Origin of the sequence: Rossellomorea aquimaris TF-12 (assembly GCF_001648555.1) — a bacterium.
GTDB classification, from domain to species: Bacteria; Bacillota; Bacilli; order Bacillales; family Bacillaceae_B; genus Rossellomorea; species Rossellomorea aquimaris.
Genome location: NZ_LQXM01000026.1, coordinates 153,478 through 169,220 on the forward strand (window position 1 = coordinate 153,478; position 15,743 = coordinate 169,220).

Consider the following 15,743-nt stretch of genomic DNA (forward strand, 5'->3'; position numbering starts at 1 on the left):
AGAGAATGTAACTATAAGGAATTTTCTGTGATTTTTAGAATGGAGGATGATTATGTCAAACGATACAGCTACGAAAAGTCTGCCTGGAAGAAAAGAGGTAGAGGAAAAGTTAACTTGGAGATTGGAAGATATATTTGAAAGTGATGCAGCATGGGAAAATGAGTATAAGGAAATTAAAGAATTAACTGGTAAGGCCGAAGAGTTTAAAGGAACATTGGGTGAAAGTGCAGACCAGTTATATAAAGCTCTTGCCTTTCAAGATGAAATCATGGAACGTATGGGTAAAGTATATACATATTCTCATATGCGTTATGATCAGGATACGACAAATTCTCATTATCAAGGATTAGATGATCGTGCTAAAAGCCTATATACACAATTAGGAAGTAAGTTTGCTTACTTAGTACCTGAAGTTCTGTCTATTGACGAGACTAAGCTTCAAAGCTACTTAAATGAGAAGGAAGAACTCCAGAAATACAAACACGCTTTAGAAGAAATTAATCTGCAACGCCCACATGTGTTATCTGGCGAAGAGGAAGCCTTATTAGCCCAAGCATCTGAAGTTTTCAGTGCAGCCAGTAATACATTTGGAATGTTAAATAATGCAGACTTAGAATTTCCTAGCATTAAAGACGAGAATGGAGAGGAAGTCGACATTACCCATGGTCGCCTTATCCGCTTCTTGGAAAGCAGTGATCGTCGTGTGAGAGAAGAAGCATTCAAGAAGGTATACGAGACCTACGGTAAATTCGAAAATACATTTGCTTCTACTTTAAGTGGTACGGTTAAAAAAGATAATTTTGTGGCAAATGTAAGACATTACGATTCTGCACGCCATGCAGCATTATCAAACAATAATATCCCTGAACAAGTTTATGATAATTTAGTGGAAACAGTTAATAAGAATCTACATCTGTTACAGCGTTATGTGAAATTACGTAAAAAAGTATTAGGTTTAGATGAGGTTCACATGTATGACCTGTACACTCCTCTTGTGAAAGAGGTAAAGATGGACGTCAGCTATGATGAAGCTAAAGACATGATCTTAAGTGGATTAGAGCCATTAGGAGAAGAGTATGCAAAGGTGTTAAAGGAAGGCTTTGAAAGCCGTTGGGTAGATGTCGTAGAAAACAAAGGAAAAAGAAGCGGTGCATACTCATCGGGTGCCTATGGAACCAATCCGTATATTTTAATGAACTGGCAGGATAATGTAAATAATTTATTTACGTTGGCTCATGAGTTTGGTCATAGTGTTCATAGTTACTATACTAGGTCAGCTCAACCATACACATATGGACACTACTCCATTTTCGTTGCGGAAGTTGCATCTACATGTAACGAAGCGCTGTTAAATGATTACCTTTTGAATACGATTGATGATGAGAAGAAGAGATTATACCTTTTAAATCATTATCTAGAAGGATTTAGAGGAACGGTCTTCCGTCAAACAATGTTTGCTGAGTTTGAGCATCTCATCCATAAAAAGGCCCAAGAGGGTGAAGCGTTAACGTCTGATTTCTTAACAAAAGAGTACTATGCATTAAATAAAAAATATTTTGGAGAAGATATAACTATTGATGAGGAAATAGGATTAGAATGGGCTCGTATTCCTCATTTCTACTACAATTATTATGTATATCAATATGCAACTGGTTTTTCAGCAGCGACTGCATTAAGTCAACAAATTCTTGATGAGGGTCAACCAGCAGTAGAACGTTATATTGAGTTTCTAAAAGCGGGAAGCTCTGACTATCCAATTGAAGTATTAAAAAAGGCTGGAGTGGATATGACTACCTCTAAGCCAGTAGAAGATGCTTGTAAAGTGTTCGAAGAAAAACTTAACGAAATGGAAGAGCTTCTAGAGAAGCTGCAATAGAAGAAGAGGGACGGACCTTATCCAACGGGTTCGTCCTTTTTATAATTTATGAAATCCTCTAAATCGATTTCGATTCCCAAGGGAATAGAAAAATAGAAGGAGGGAAAGAAAGAGAATCGGGGATGTTAAATAGATGGGGATGAGACTCATTAGTCCAAGAATATTTATAAAAAAGCTTATGATGAACATGAAGAGGAGGACTCCATATTTTAACCAAATGCCCATTTGATTCCCTCCAATTTCAGCTAGTCTTTATAATATGTATATGAAGAGAAAAAACAGAACATTCTTGGATTTTGACAATATTGTGAAATACCTTACAAACAACTTGCCAATACAAGTGGATACATGATAATATAGCACTGTGAAGTTGATCACAAGCAAACATATACCCCTTTGTTTGACCGTGAAAAATTTCTCCCATCCCCTTTGTTCGTATTGAAAAACCGATGTTGGAAACAACATCGGCTTTTCTTGTTTATATGAACATATTTATATATTGATATAATAAATAGTCATCATTTATTAATATATTTCCAGAACGTTCCGTGCTTCGCAGGGAGCTTTTTTACTTTTTGTTGTAAAGTCCATTTTTTCATTTGTATTTCTACTTCTTCAATAGACATATCATATACAACGGCTATTTCTTTAGATGCTACAACACGATAATACTCCATAAACACCTCAAGTGGAGGTAATGATTGCTTTTCAGGCTTAACTGCAAGCATCTCTTCAATGATGTGTACGTATACTTCATACGAATACAATCCAGTGATTTTCAATCCCTCATCTTCGATATTCTCATTAAAAAAGACGAGAGTTGGGATTTCATCCACTTCCATCTCAGATGTGATTTTTACATCACATTGAAACGCTTTGGACGCGGAAGAAGAATTAATATCGTTCATAAATTCTTTTAAATCCAGCTTTGCAGATTGAGCGCATTCCTTTAATACTTCAATACTTGAAATATCTTGCTTCTCTAAGAATAATCTTTCTTGCAAAAATCTTAAAAAGCGAATTCCTGAATGCTTTCCTTGTAATTCTGCAGCCTTTATTGCAAAAGAAGCAAGGTATGGAGAATCTATAGGATTCTCTATCCATAAACTTCCGTCACAAGACATTCCAGACCGACTGGCGGTTTTCTCCCATTGCTGAGCTAAATCTTCTTTTTTACGTTTTGTTGCTAAGTTTAAGGATGAAAGCTGTCCGCTAAGAATATACCGAATACGAAAATATTGTCCGTATTCAATATGCAACTTTTTCAAGATTGGTTCTAAAGCCCAACATTCTGGGCAAAGCGGATCAACGAACATATATATTTCTAGAGGTTTTTTTTCTGGTCCACACCCTTTAAGGTGATTCCAACTTGTCTTTCTAGTCAACGTCTGTTCCTTTTGGTGTTTCAGTATTCACCATATGATGAGCAGTTAAGACCAGTCTGTGATAAAAATCTTCTCTGATTGGACCCTCTAGATCAACCTCATCCATAGCTTCGTACATACAATTTAACCACGCTTTTGCCCTTGCTTCTGTTATGGGGAAAGGTAAATGTCTTGCACGTAGCATTGGATGTCCATGTTCTTCTGTATAAATTGCTGGACCACCTAGATATTGAGTTAAAAATTGCTTTTGTTTACGAGCCGTTTCTGTTAAATCATCCGGAAAGATCGATGCCAATTCTGGATGTTCAGATACTCTTTTATAAAAGACCTCAACGAGCATGGAGAGTTTCTTTTCGCCGATCAGATTATAAGGCATTTGTGGTTTCTCGACCATAAGAATGACTCCTTTTTACTTAGATTGTATGTTTATTCTAGCAAGCCTTCCTGTATATCTCAAACAAATCGCCTTACATCATTTAATAATCACTATAATAGTGTGGCTTTTTTCCTACTGATTATCCTTGCAAAGAGAGAGAGTTGCAAATGCTAATATACATGAAAGGTAGTTTCCTTATATAAGAAAAAGCTCATTTATGATGAAAATACAAATGAGCTTTTTCTTATATGAATGCTTTTTTTCTAGTTTTAAAGAAGTCTATGCAAAATATGAAGTTGTAACCTTTTTTACGTAATTCGTTGTTTCTTTAAAAGGCGGGATTCCATTATATTTATCTACATTTCCTGGACCTGCATTATAAGCAGCTAGAGCCAAATGAATATCCCCATTATATTTATCCAACATTTGTTTTAAATATTTTGCCCCGGCAAATACGTTTTCTTCAGGGTCAAAGATATTTGTAACACCAAGTCCTCTTGCTGTACTAGGCATTAACTGCATCAACCCTGAAGCACCAGCATGACTGACGGCATTAGGATTAAAGTTTGATTCTTGTTTAATAACGGACTGGATTAGCTTCTTTGGAAGCTTGAATGTATCTGCTGCTCGAGAAATAATAGAATCAATACTTTGTGGGGAATGCCACTCTTTATTGTTTACAGTTGGTAGAGGCGGAACTTTATTTTGAGCAGAAGCAGTTAAAGGTAGTTGACTTTCGATCATTTCTTTCACTGCTCCTAGAGCATTTGCAGAGAATGAAGGTTTATTTGTAGAAAGAAGGGCTTGATTTAATAGCTGTTGAAACATATCCGTAGACTGATTGCTACTATTTTGAGCCGATGATATGGAACCTAAACTTCCAAGGGCCTGTATTTCCATTATTGTTTTCAACTGTTGCACATTCATTAACCTGACTCCAATCCGATATTGATATTTATGGGGTTTTTTCGCAAAAATAGTTGATTTTAAACATGGTCTGTCAACTAGTATCTACTAGATGGTGAGGAGAACGGTCACGCCTTCTGGCGAGCATCATCAGCTTCGCTTCCTCGGGAATTTTACGATGTTCCCCTCACCAATTATAAGAAAATCCGTAAAAGAGTTTAATAGTGAAACAACAATCTAATCGAAAAAGCGACGTGTACTTAATGCATGTATCGGTTACTTTTTTGTTTGTTTTATCTTTTCGCGATAAAATCGTTTGATTTTATTTTCTGTCTTTCGAACAGGAATGGATAGCTCCTGTAATAGTTCAAGGAAGATTTTTTCTCCAAACTCTCTATTCGTCACCTCGTATTCTAACTCAAAGTCTACTTTATTTAAATAGGAACTCTGGTCAAAAACAAGCAGACCACCCCTGTATTCTATCTCAGCTCTATTAGTCGTTAGCGTTCCAAAATGCTCCAGGGAGCTAATGGGAATAGAAAGCATATTTAATACATCCTTTACCTCACCATCTGGAAACTCTCCTTCTTTTAATAGAGAAAGTGATTCCTTATGGGAAAGAGGTTGATTGGTTTCAAGCAAACCCTCTTCCAAAGGGGTTTTTAACGTTAAGGTGAATTCATCATTTTTCTCCCTGATTCTTAAGGCAGAGCTTTGATCCTTTAAAAGAAATAAAGGCGTGTCCAAATAATGATTGTCCTGGGATTTAAATTCTGATTGTGGAATCTTAAAATGTGAAGTTAAAGCATCAAATTCATCTTCAGTCAATAAATTTTTAAATTCTATTTCGATTTCTTGTGCCACAGGAAGCATCCTTTCACTTCGTAATATATCTATTATCTCTTTTGTAGAAAGGAACTTCAATGTTTAGATGAAACGTTTATCTTATGTTAAAATAGTACTGATTGTTTGAAGGAAGGATGAATAAAGCCATGAGAAAAATAATTCAATTTCACAAAACGACTTATGACAATGAGGCATTACTATTACATACAGATCAAGGAGATCTCTTAAAAGATACTTCAGCTGCCTGTCAAATAATTGCAGACTCTGAACAGTTTTCTTTTGTATATCTGGCAGAAAACGAGGAAGAGTATGTCTATTTGTATTTAGAAGAACCGATGTGGGAAGAAATTAAAAGAGCATTGGAAAATAATACTCCTGTTATCGCTAAAAGTGATAATTACTCACTGAGTCTAGATCAATTTCATGAAGAATTATCTTATTTGATTAGTAACATTGAAGGAAATGGTAACTATGGTGACGAAATGGTTAAAAAGGTTGAAAGCGTATTTATAAATCAGTAAGCTCTTCTAGCCATTTTCGATTGCTTACAATAGAAAGATAGACACTATTGCAACAATAGATTTGATAATTTAGACGTTGGGTGTCCCTGAAAGAGGTGAGGGGAATGAATCATTGGGAACAATTTTTAGCTCCTTATAAGCAAGCAGTTGATGAATTGAAAATAAAGCTTAAAGGAATGAGGGGAGAGTATGAGCTCCACAACATACACTCCCCCATCGAATTTGTTACAGGAAGAGTAAAACCAATAGCAAGCATCTTAGATAAAGCAAATCAGAAAGGCATTAAACTTTCTAATATTGAAACGGAAATGCAAGATATAGCAGGTTTGAGGATGATGTGTCAATTCGTGGAAGATATCCATGTTGTTGTAAATCAACTCCGAACTCGAAAAGACTTTACCATTATTGAAGAGAGAGATTATGTTACTAATAAAAAACCTAGTGGATATCGATCCTATCATGTTGTGATTGACTATCCAGTCCAAACGATTCATGGAGAAAAAAATATTCTTGTTGAAGTCCAAATTCGAACTTTATCGATGAATTTTTGGGCAACAATAGAACATTCTTTGAATTATAAATATAGTGGTCAATTTCCTGAGGAGATCCGCCTTCGTCTACAGGGAGCTGCTGAAGCATCCTTTCGCTTAGACGAAGAAATGAGTTTGATTCGAGAAGAAATTCAAGAGGCACAAGCGATATTCACAAACAAGAAAGACAAAGATCAGCGCAGGAGCGGTTCAAATGGTCCCTATAAAAGTAGCTGAATGAAGGGAGTAAAACGAATGAAGTTTGCTATAACGTCTAAAGGTGATTCAAAATCTAATACCCTTATGCACAAAATGAGGACATACCTTCAGGATTTTAATCTTATCTATGATGATGATCAACCGGATATTGTGATTTCTGTTGGAGGAGACGGTACGCTACTTTATGCATTTCACCGTTATCGATCAAGACTGGATAAAACAGCATTTGTAGGTGTGCATACTGGACATTTGGGGTTTTATGCAGATTGGGTACCAGAAGAAATCGAGAAATTAGTTATTGCTATAGCAAAAACACCGTATCAAATTATTGAATACCCATTATTAGAAACAATCATTCGCTACCAGCACGGAGGTAAAGAGACCCGTTACTTAGCGTTAAATGAATCTACTGTAAAGAGCGTGGAAGGTACACTTGTTATGGATGTTGAAATTAGAGGTCAGCATTTTGAACGCTTTAGAGGAGATGGGTTATGTCTTTCGACCCCATCAGGGAGTACTGCTTATAATAAGGCCTTAGGGGGTGCGATTATACACCCATCTCTTCCTGCCATACAATTTGCAGAAATGGCATCCATTAATAATCGTGTCTTTCGAACGATAGGGTCACCATTAATTTTACCTGCTCATCATACCTGTATGCTAAAACCTGTGAATGGACCTGATTTCTTAATTACTATTGATCATCTCTCTTTACTCCATAAAGACGTCAAATCGATTCAATATCGTGTAGCCGATGAAAAGATTCGTTTTGCTAGGTTCCGTCCATTTCCTTTCTGGAAAAGAGTTCATGACTCATTTGTGGCTGATGAATAAAGAAATGAAACCATATTCACTGGAATGGATCGTCGATTCTTCCTATGAAGGAAAGCTTTTGAGGGAATTTCTTATTGATCAACAAATTTCTAAACGAACCTTGACCTCCGTTAAATTTGACGGAGGTTTAATAACTGTAAATGGTAAAGAAGTGAATGTAAGGTATGTACTTCATGAAAGGGACTTTGTAAAAATAACCTTTCCTAAGGAAGTAAGTAGTGATGCTTTGGTTGGGAAGGAATTTCCTTTAACCATTGTCTATGAGGACAATGATGTTCTTATAATAGACAAGGATTGGGGAATACCGTCTATCCCTACAAACGATCATGATGTAAATAGTCTCGCTGCAGGAATATATGGATATTATCAGAGGGTGGGTATTTCTTCAACGGTTCATATAGTAACCCGCTTAGATAAAGATACTTCTGGACTTATATTAATTGCAAAACACCGTCATGTTCATCATTTATTCAGCCTCCAGCAGAAGGACAGAAGGATTCAGAGAAGCTATGAAGCAATAGCTCAAGGAAAACTTCTGTTTCAAAAAGGAACGATAGAAGCCCCTATAGGACGAAAAGACGATAGTATAATTGAAAGAGAAGTTCGTGAAGACGGACAACCTGCTATTACACATTATGATGTCTTAAAACAATATAAAGGCTTTGCACACGTTCAGTTAAAACTTGAAACAGGCAGAACGCATCAGATTAGAGTCCATATGTCTTCAATCGGTCATCCTTTAGTAGGAGATGATTTATACGGTGGGGATTTGAATATATTAAACAGGCAAGCCCTTCATTGTAGATCTTTAGCATTTTTCCATCCCATAAAAAGAATTTGGATGAGCTTCAGTTCTATGTTACCAGAAGATATGAAGAACCTCCTTGATGGAAGGTGAAAAAGAGATTCCTTACAAATAGGAATCTCTTTTTCTCAATCAAATGGACGAAATTTTTCTTCTACGAATGGCATGGTAGATGGGACACTTACCAATTCAATTTCAGGGTATCGTAATGCCGTAAGTTTCCCACCAAAAACAGCTCCAGTATCAACATTTACAGTATGATTTACGATACGTGCTTCTTTTACTGGGGTATGACCATACACAATCCAACTGTCCCCTTTATATTCCTTTGCCCAATCTTTCCTAACAGGAGTTCCATCTTCGTTTTTTTCACCAGTAATATCCCCATAAAGAACAAAGGTTTTCACTCGATTATCTTTTTTTCCTATGTATTCTTCTTTAATTCCTGCATGGGCAATGACTAATTTACCTCCTTCAAAGACTTGGTAAAGAGGAGAATTCTCATATAAATGAATAAACATTTCTTTGTAACGGTCTCTCTCAGACATGGGTAGTGTGCCTAGTTCTGCAACTGTCGTTTCTAATCCGTGGAGAATTTTCACATTATTTCCTAGAAAGTAGCGATAAAGCTTATTACAATGGTTACCAGGGACATAATATACTAGACCTTGTTGAAAAAGGTTATATATGACCGAAATTACTTCAAGGGAATGGTGACCACGATCGGTTAAGTCACCGACAAGACCCAGCAGCCGATTCTCAGGGTGGATGGGGATGCCTGTATCCCATTTATAGCCTAACTTCAATGTCAATTCCTTAAACTCCTGATAGCAACCGTGAATGTCACCGATAATATCAATTTTCATTTTTTCACCTTCTTTAAAGATTCTTATTCATTTTTCTTTTCATTTTACATGTTTTATGACATATTAATGTTTCGGTGTTACAAAATAAAAAGATGTTTAAAAATAATTTAGCCTCTTTTCTTAAAGCTTGTTGCGTTATCACATGAGGTGTGCAATAGGCTTTGTCAACCAGTATGTGCTGGATGGCGAGGGAAACTGCTCCTCTTTCAACTAGCGTTCGGTGGAGCCTCGTCAGCTTCGCTTCCGGGGTCACGCCAAGCCCAAAAATGGAGTGTACGCAGTTCCCTTCACCATCAAAAATAAAGTTCGTGACAGAGTTTAGTATTTAGAAGAAACATTTCAAAAAGAGGGATTCCATGTACTCAAGCAAAGATGGACCACTGCTCTCTTTAAAAAAGTTGTTTTCTAAAAGTTTACTTCTTTTTATATAAAATCAAAAAAACATGCTTAGAAAAGTTGATTTTCGCTGCAAGTGATCGACTCCCTAAGAAAGCAGTCATTCTGGAGAAGAATTCAACCACATCTGTCCTTTTGCAAAATAGCAACAAAGTTTTCGATAAGAGCTTATTTAAAAGAGTTTTACCCAACACATAAATTCAATACGTGTAACTTAATGGGCGACAATTGATACAAGATTTGCTAGTATTATTAAGACTATATTCGATTCACTATATAAAGGAGGGTGAATTTAATGACTGAAGTCATTCAAGATAAAGATAAAGAGAGAAATACTGAACGAGAGATGTATGATGAAGAACTTCTCATTAGAGCCCTTCAAGATGAAGATCTGGATTTATTTCGCTCTGAATTCGTACAATTACACTCTTATGATCAGGCAAAGTTTTTCGCCAAAATAGATGAACATCAAAGAAGTCGTTTGTATCACTATCTTTCTCCTGAGGAAATGGCAGAACTATTTGAAAGTCTTGATATAGATGAAGAAGACTACCAAGACATATTAGCAAAAATGAATCCTACATATGCTGCTGAAATGCTATCTCATATGTACGCAGATGATGCAGTAGACGTATTAAATGAATTAGATAAAGACCAAGTGGTCAGTTATTTAACCATTATGGATGACGAGTCAGCAAAAGAAATCAAAGAACTCCTACACTACGAAGAGTATACAGCAGGTAGTATTATGACCACAGAATTTGTGGCCATTTCACAAAATCAAACAGTTCGATCTGCCATGTATATATTAAAAAATGAAGCACCCAATGCTGAAACCATTTATTATATTTATGTAGTGGATGAAGACAAAAAACTTGTAGGGGTTATTTCCTTAAGAGACCTTATCATTAGTCATGATGATGTCATGATTTCTGAAATCATGAGTGAGCGTGTCATGTCTGTTGGGGTAAGTGAAGACCAAGAAACCATTGCAAGACAAATGAAGGACTATGATTTTCTTGCACTACCCGTTGTTGATTTTCAACATCATCTACTTGGAATCATTACCGTTGATGATATTATGGACGTAATGGAAGAAGAGGCTTCAGATGACTATTCTAAACTGGCAGGTATCGCAGACTTGGATTCCATTGATCGGAACCCTTTTAATGCAGCCAAAAAGCGTCTTCCATGGTTAATTGCACTTTTATTTCTCGGTATGTTTACAGCCAGCCTGATTGGGCGTTTTGAAGCAACTTTAGATAAGGTAGCTATATTAGCTGTTTTCATTCCCTTAATTGCAGGTATGGCTGGGAATTCTGGAACTCAAGCCTTGGCGGTAGCTGTAAGAGGAATAGCAACTGGAGATCTAGAAAAAGAGAACAAAATGACATTGGTTATAAGAGAAGCAGGTACAGGTCTTATAACTGGAACCTCCTGTGGTATTGTTGTAAGTATTGTTGTGTATGTATGGAAAGGAGAACTATTTTTAGGCATTTTAGTTGGAATATCCATTCTTGTATCTTTATTTGTATCAACCTTGGCAGGGACTCTTGTTCCATTACTCATGCACAAATTAAAGGTTGACCCTGCTGTTGCCTCAGGACCTTTTATCACCACAATAAATGATATTATTAGCATTTTGATTTATTTTGGTTTAGCCACGTTATTTATGAATTATTTAATATAGAAGGAAAGGGGGAGGCGTAGATGGAGCAACATGCATCCGTTTCATCTTTAGTAATCGTTATTCTCGTAGCGTTTTTGACTCCCATATTATTGCACCGATTTAAATTGAACTTTATTCCTGTTGTAATTGCTGAAATTATAATGGGATTGGTAATAGGAAATAGTGGATTCAATCTTGTTCACCAAGATATGTGGTTAGAGACATTATCGACGCTAGGTTTTATATTTCTTATGTTCTTAAGTGGACTGGAAATAGATTTTACTGCTTTTTCAAAAGGAAAGAAAAAGAAAGAAATTTTGCCTAATGGTAAAGAAGAACCAAATAGATTAAAATTAGCCATTATCATATTTATTGGGATATTCTTCGTATCATTAGGACTATCATATTTATTCGTATTATTTGGTCTAATTGATAATGCGTTCCTAATGACGTTAATTATTTCAACAATCTCGTTAGGTGTTGTCGTTCCAACCTTAAAAGAAGCTCATATTATGAAAAGTGCAATCGGACAGATTATTTTACTTGTGGCTGTCATTGCTGATTTAGCTACAATGATCTTGCTTGCGGTATTTGTTTCTTTATATGGAGAGGGTCACGGAAATATGTGGCTTCTACTCATTCTTTTCGGGGTTGGAGTTCTGTTATACTTCCTGGCAAAGAGAATGAAAAACAACAACTTTATCAAAAGTTTATCTACGGGTACTGTTCAAATTGGTACACGAGCTGTCTTTACGTTAATTATTTTGCTAGTGGCTGTTTCAGAAACAGTAGGTGCAGAAAATATATTAGGTGCCTTTTTAGCCGGTGTTCTAGTCTCATTATTGGCACCCAATCAAGAGATGGTTCATAAATTGGATTCATTTGGTTACGGTTTTCTCATTCCCATCTTCTTTGTAATGGTCGGGGTAGAATTAGATTTAGGTTCATTATTAAGTGATAAAAAGATGCTTCTCTTAATTCCATTATTACTTATGGCTTTTTTGATTTCTAAAATTATTCCTGTCTATATATTAAAGATTTGGTATGACACAAAGACAACATTTGCTTCAGCATTTTTATTAACATCAACTCTGTCACTTGTTATCGCAGCTGCTAAAATTGCTGAGAGAATGGAAATCATCACTTCTCAAATGAGTGGTACTCTGATACTAGTAGCAGTCATTACGTGTATCATTACGCCTATTTTCTTTAAAAAGCTATTTCCAAGAGAAAGTGCAAAGGAGAAGAAGCTTAAGGTTGTATTCTTAGGGGCAAACCAAATGACGATGCCTGTATCCAGAGAGCTACATTCCTCTCTTTATGAGCCAGTTTTATACCATACAAAGCAAGATAAATCAGATCGAAACATTGCAGACTCTTTATTCACCATTCATGAAATTGATAACTATGAATTGGAAACACTTGAGTCAATGGATTTATTTGAAGCAGATATTATGGTCATTTCAACAGGTGATGAGGAAATGAATGCGACAATTGCTGTTACTGCAAAAGAGTATGGTGTAAATCGAGTCATCGTACGTGTTGAGAGTCCTGATTTACATGAAACTCTTCGAGAACAGGAAATTGAAGTGTATTCTGTTTTCTTATCAACAAAAGCATTATTACGTGCATTGATTGAATCACCTTCAGTAATGAATATTCTTACAAACCAAGAAACTTCTCTGTACGAAATCCGTATGCTGAATAGTCAGTTTGAAGGTATGACTCTCCGAAAATTCCCGTTCACTGGAGATGTCATTTTTGTTCGAATCTTTAGAGGGAAAGATTCCATTGTTCCTCATGGAGACACGGAACTACACATGAACGATCGTTTAATCGTGACTGGCTCAAAAGAGTATGTTGACGAATTAAAACGAGAACTAGAGTTTTGTGAGTACTGTTAAATCGAGAAAAAACAAAACTTCCCAAGATATTATTCTTGGGAAGTTTTATTTATTTAAAGGGATTTTGAATATAAGCTCTAATTAATTAAGTAAGGGTAAAAATGAAGGAAGAGGATGTGTAATCATGTGGGAGAAAAAAATTATGGAAGTTAGAGAACGTTTAAAAGAAAGCTTCATTCACTTACCAGAAGAAAAGTTGAATGAAAAGCCTGCTGCCGGTGAGTGGAGTATCGCTCAAATTATTTTACATTTGGCTGGAGCTGAGAAACGCTTTATTAAATTAGCATGGAATGCAGCGGAGGAAGAAGCAGAAGCAACTGGGGAAGATATTGATTTATCTGTTTTCGAAGATACATCTAAGAAATTAAAGGCCCCAATTGAACCGACAGATGAGCCAAAGTCCACAGAATACCTGGTTCAGGCATTAGATGAGTCCAGACAAGAGACCTTGCGTTTTATAAATAAGTATTCGAAAGAGGATATTGGAAAGAAGGCAATGAATCACCACCGTTTTGGAAACATGCCCATTTGGCAGGTATTTGAGCTTTTAGGTATGCACGAGTCACGACATATTTTTCAAATTGATGAAGTGAAGAATAGAATATTATAATGATTGCAAAAAGGATGATTCATAATTACTGCTTTTCTTTTTCGGTTTATTCATGTAAAATTAGTAGCAGGTACTAATAACATGTAATAATAGGAGGATTTAAATGACTCTTTCACTTAAAGGTAAAACATTTGTGGTAATGGGAGTTGCCAATAAACGAAGTATTGCGTGGGGGATTGCACGCTCTTTACATCAATCAGGTGCAAGATTAATCTTTACATATGCAGGTGAACGTTTTGAGAAGGGTGTAAGGGATCTTGCAGGTACATTAGAGGGGGCAGAAAACTCCCTCGTCCTGCCATGCGATGTAACGAGTGATGAAGATATTGAAAAGTGTTTTGCAACTATTAAAGATGAAGTTGGAGTTATTCATGGCCTTGCCCACTGTATTGCTTTTGCCAATAAAGACGAACTTGCTGGCGATTATATGAATACAACAAGAGACGGTTTTCTTCTTGCACACAACATTAGTTCATATTCATTAACGGCTGTCTCTAAAGTAGCAAAGGACCTCATGACCGAAGGTGGAAGTATTGTGTCAATGACCTATTTAGGTGGAGAACGAGTGATGCAAAATTATAATGTAATGGGTGTAGCAAAGGCTTCTTTAGAAGCAAGTATAAAATACCTAGCAAGTGATTTAGGAAAGAATGGCATTCGTGTAAATGCCATATCTGCCGGTCCAATTCGTACACTTTCTGCAAAAGGTGTAGGTGATTTCAACAGTATCCTAAAAGAAATTGAAGAAAGAGCTCCACTCCGTCGCAATACAACACAAGAGGAAGTCGGAGATACTGCAGTATTCTTGTTTAGTGATTACTCCAGAGGAATCACTGGAGAGAATCTTCATGTTGATTCAGGCTACCATATACTCGGATAAAAAATATAACCTGATAACAAGACTTATTCTTGTTATCAGGTTTTTTAATGTTTTTTCTCAAGGTTGGCTCCATCTTTAAGAATGTTCGTGACAGAGATTAATAGTAAAAAAATCTCTCTTGAAAAATAGTTATTTTCATTTTTTTTAAAATTTCATGCTTAGAAAATCGATTTGATCGGAAGGTGTTCGACTCCTGTGGAAAAAGAGGGACAGTTCGAAAAGCGGAGGGAATTTGTCCAGGTGCTTATGACCTCGAGTCCCTAATCCCGCCGCGAGCTCGACAGGTGAGACCCCGGTAGCAGAGGAGGCTCACTGCCCGTCCCGCGGAAAGCAAGCATCCTGTCACTGAAATCAAATACTATTTCTTATCTGAAATAGCAACATCTTTACGAAAAGAACCTTCGTAAGGATCACAAAGCTTATTTTTTAATAAAATGTCCGTTTGGTTATTTTCTCATGAAACCCCTGGGCACTTCTCGCATACATATAGAAGTGGAGAAGTAATAGGAGGTGTTTGTATGAAAAAGGAAAAATCAGCAAAGAAGGAACCATTACTCTATATTCAACAACCTAAACTTGAGAACGTTAAGGCGAATATGCAAGTAACATATCGCTCTTCAAAGGCGAAGCCTAAAGAAGTAAAGCCTGTTGAAGAGATGTCATCGAGTAAAAAAGAGAATTCTTCTTACCAAAGAAAGATTGGAACAGAAGAGCCATATCAGGATGAAAAAGAATTTAAGAAATCAACGAATGAAAAAGACGAAGAAATTGCACAAAATACATCAAGTAAGGAAGAGAAATTTTCAGGTGCCTCAGCTTTTAGAAAAGTCAAACCCTTTAAAGAGCTTAGTATAGACGAGAAGTTAGATTATATTTCTGAAAGCATTTCAGGGAAAGTACCTTTTCCTTGTGAATTTTCCACTGAGGAATCTTCTCATAAAGGTGTAATGACCAATGATGCTGGTAATGAAATTACAATAAAAACTTTTCAGGGAGAAGAATTTACGATTAAAAGAAGTGCTTTGAAATCCATCAAAATGATTGGCTTGCATTAATAGAGCCAGACGGGAAATCCCGCCTGGCTTTTTGTTCTTTATAGAGTGTAGTGGTTAAACAGTCG

At 36.3% G+C, this 15,743-nt stretch carries 15 protein-coding genes; 10 read left to right on the forward strand and 5 right to left on the reverse strand.

Annotation, left to right across the window (positions count from 1 at the left end; translation table 11 throughout):
- The first annotated feature begins 52 nt into the window (after positions 1-52).
- Positions 53-1,876, forward strand: a complete 1,824-nt coding sequence (gene pepF / locus IQI_RS08725; RefSeq protein WP_064092265.1) for an oligoendopeptidase F — start codon at positions 53-55, stop codon at positions 1,874-1,876.
- 518 nt (positions 1,877-2,394) lie between these two features.
- Here pepF and IQI_RS08735 read toward each other — a convergent pair.
- The 4 genes from IQI_RS08735 to IQI_RS08750 all read right to left on the reverse strand — a co-directional run bounded on the left by IQI_RS08735 (position 2,395) and on the right by IQI_RS08750 (position 5,407).
- On the reverse strand, positions 2,395-3,261 hold the full coding sequence (locus tag IQI_RS08735) for a ClpXP adapter SpxH family protein (RefSeq protein WP_064092267.1): 867 nt from the start codon (positions 3,259-3,261) through the stop codon (positions 2,395-2,397).
- Positions 3,254-3,655 carry a globin domain-containing protein gene (locus tag IQI_RS08740; RefSeq protein ID WP_064092268.1) on the reverse strand — a complete coding sequence of 134 codons (402 nt, stop codon included), beginning with the start codon at positions 3,653-3,655 and terminating at the stop codon, positions 3,254-3,256. Before IQI_RS08740 ends, IQI_RS08735 begins: the two co-directional genes overlap by 8 nt.
- A 261-nt stretch (positions 3,656-3,916) precedes the next feature.
- Positions 3,917-4,564 carry a lytic transglycosylase domain-containing protein gene (locus tag IQI_RS08745; protein ID WP_064092269.1) on the reverse strand — a complete coding sequence of 216 codons (648 nt, stop codon included), beginning with the start codon at positions 4,562-4,564 and terminating at the stop codon, positions 3,917-3,919.
- A gap of 255 nt (positions 4,565-4,819) precedes the next feature.
- A complete protein-coding gene (locus tag IQI_RS08750) occupies positions 4,820-5,407 on the reverse strand; it encodes a CYTH domain-containing protein (protein ID WP_197489725.1) in 588 nt (195 codons plus the stop codon).
- Between the two features lie 128 nt (positions 5,408-5,535).
- Here IQI_RS08750 and IQI_RS08755 point away from each other — a divergent pair, with 128 nt between their 5' ends.
- The 4 genes from IQI_RS08755 (at position 5,536) to IQI_RS08770 (ending at position 8,391) form a co-directional block, all read left to right on the forward strand.
- Complete coding sequence (locus IQI_RS08755; protein WP_064092271.1) at positions 5,536-5,910, forward strand: UPF0738 family protein; 375 nt, start codon at positions 5,536-5,538, stop codon at positions 5,908-5,910.
- 104 nt (positions 5,911-6,014) lie between these two features.
- Positions 6,015-6,677, forward strand: coding sequence for a GTP pyrophosphokinase (locus IQI_RS08760; protein ID WP_064092272.1), 663 nt, complete (start codon positions 6,015-6,017; stop codon positions 6,675-6,677).
- Between the two features lie 18 nt (positions 6,678-6,695).
- Entirely contained in the window at positions 6,696-7,493 is a 798-nt protein-coding gene (locus tag IQI_RS08765) for an NAD kinase (protein ID WP_064092402.1), read from the forward strand.
- Positions 7,468-8,391, forward strand: a complete 924-nt coding sequence (locus IQI_RS08770; protein ID WP_408007219.1) for an RluA family pseudouridine synthase — start codon at positions 7,468-7,470, stop codon at positions 8,389-8,391. The genes IQI_RS08765 and IQI_RS08770 overlap by 26 nt, the downstream gene beginning before the upstream one ends.
- Before the next feature lie 35 nt (positions 8,392-8,426).
- On the opposite strand, the gene prpE is transcribed toward IQI_RS08770, so the two are convergent.
- On the reverse strand, positions 8,427-9,164 hold the full coding sequence (prpE, locus tag IQI_RS08775) for a bis(5'-nucleosyl)-tetraphosphatase PrpE (RefSeq protein ID WP_064092273.1): 738 nt from the start codon (positions 9,162-9,164) through the stop codon (positions 8,427-8,429).
- A gap of 742 nt (positions 9,165-9,906) precedes the next feature.
- Here prpE and mgtE point away from each other — a divergent pair.
- The 5 genes from mgtE (at position 9,907) to IQI_RS08800 (ending at position 15,678) form a co-directional block, all read left to right on the forward strand.
- A complete protein-coding gene (mgtE, locus tag IQI_RS08780; RefSeq protein WP_064092404.1) occupies positions 9,907-11,250 on the forward strand; it encodes a magnesium transporter in 1,344 nt (447 codons plus the stop codon).
- Positions 11,251-11,270: 20 nt separating this feature from the next.
- On the forward strand, positions 11,271-13,133 hold the full coding sequence (locus tag IQI_RS08785) for a monovalent cation:proton antiporter family protein (RefSeq protein WP_064092274.1): 1,863 nt from the start codon (positions 11,271-11,273) through the stop codon (positions 13,131-13,133).
- Between the two features lie 142 nt (positions 13,134-13,275).
- Complete coding sequence (locus IQI_RS08790) at positions 13,276-13,743, forward strand: DinB family protein (RefSeq protein ID WP_197489726.1); 468 nt, start codon at positions 13,276-13,278, stop codon at positions 13,741-13,743.
- A gap of 103 nt (positions 13,744-13,846) precedes the next feature.
- Positions 13,847-14,623: an enoyl-ACP reductase FabI gene (gene fabI, locus IQI_RS08795; protein ID WP_064092276.1), complete on the forward strand. Its 777-nt coding sequence runs from the start codon at positions 13,847-13,849 to the stop codon at positions 14,621-14,623.
- 518 nt (positions 14,624-15,141) lie between these two features.
- Positions 15,142-15,678, forward strand: a complete 537-nt coding sequence (locus IQI_RS08800; protein ID WP_064092277.1) for a CotO family spore coat protein — start codon at positions 15,142-15,144, stop codon at positions 15,676-15,678.
- Positions 15,679-15,743 lie beyond the last annotated feature (65 nt).